At 72.9% G+C, this 1,200-nt stretch carries 1 pseudogene; it reads right to left on the bottom strand.

From position 1 onward, the window contains the following. Positions 1–1,200, bottom strand: a pseudogene (locus KY572_RS46830) (hypothetical protein); the annotation flags it as partial.

Raw genomic sequence — 1,200 nt, 5'->3', positions numbered from 1 at the left:
GCGCGAGGTAGCGGCTCTTGAAGCTGAAGGTCTCCACGCGGGGAGGCTGTCCAGCGGCGGGCTGCGCCTCGATGACGAGCACATCCGCGTAGCGGATACCGGGCACTCCCGGCTTCGCCACCCCCACCTGCACCTCGATGCGCGGCTGGTGGAAGCTCTTGAGCCACTGCCGCTGCGCCTGCGCCAAGGCCGCGTCCGCCCGGAGCACCGCTACCATGGCCCGCTCGAAGGCCACTCCCCGGGCGAACGCTCCTCTCATCCGCTCGTACGGCTCCCACCGCAGCGGTCCTGCCGTTGCCCTTCCTTGCTGAAGGTCCGCCAGGCGCCTCTGCCGGTAGGAGACGTACTCGCTCCACAGCACGGCGCCCTCCGGCACTCCCGGCGGCGCAGTGCCCAGCGTGGCGCGCAGTCTCTCCAGCAGCGCCACGTCCGCGGGCAGCCGCGGCCCAGGCGCTTCGCGCTCCGCCTGCCGCAGCTTCGCCTCCACCACCTCCGCGCTGTAACCGGACGCCTCGTCCACCAACGAGGCCACACCCCCTGACGCTCTGCCGGACATGGCCTTCGGCTCCACGGCTCCCGCCCGCTCGGGCCGGGCCTCCGACAACCACGCCTGCGCTCGCGCCACATTGCCCCGCGCCTCGCACAGCGCCACGGCGGCGGGCTCGCCTCCCGCTGCCACGAACACCGCTGCTTCCCGGCTGGCTCGGATGTAGCGCGCCAGCTCTCCCAGTCCCTCCAACCCCAACCGCTCCCCCACCTGCCACGCCGCTCGCTGGAGCGCTTCCAGCCTCAGCTCCGGCACCGGGAGCCGCAGCCGCACACCCTCCACCCCGGCCAGGGACCGTGCCCCCTTGCCTCCCGCGTACAGCCCGACCAACAGCGCCGCTGGGGCCAGCTCTCTCGTGGCCTGCTCGTACTGCCCCTGCGTCAGCTCCTTCACCCCGTGCGCCGTCCCCGCCACCAGGTGGTAGAAGCCCAGCGGCACCCCGAACGTCAGCTGATCGATGCTGCCCAGCGCCGCGCTGCCGGGCGCGTAGTGCTCTCTCACCAGCTCCCGCTCCACCTCCTCCAGCGCGCGCTGATAGGCCGGCGGCAGCTGCAGGCCCTGCTCGGACATGTTCGCGTAGCGCGCCCCATCGCTCACCGAGCTGCTGTTGAGCGCGTCCGTGGCGGCCTGTCCCAGGCCCCGCAGCACGTCCC

The organism is Hyalangium gracile, from assembly GCF_020103725.1.
GTDB classification, from domain to species: Bacteria; Myxococcota; Myxococcia; order Myxococcales; family Myxococcaceae; genus Hyalangium; species Hyalangium gracile.
Note: the sequence above shows the minus strand (reverse complement) of the source record. Positions and strands in the feature narration are given on the sequence as shown.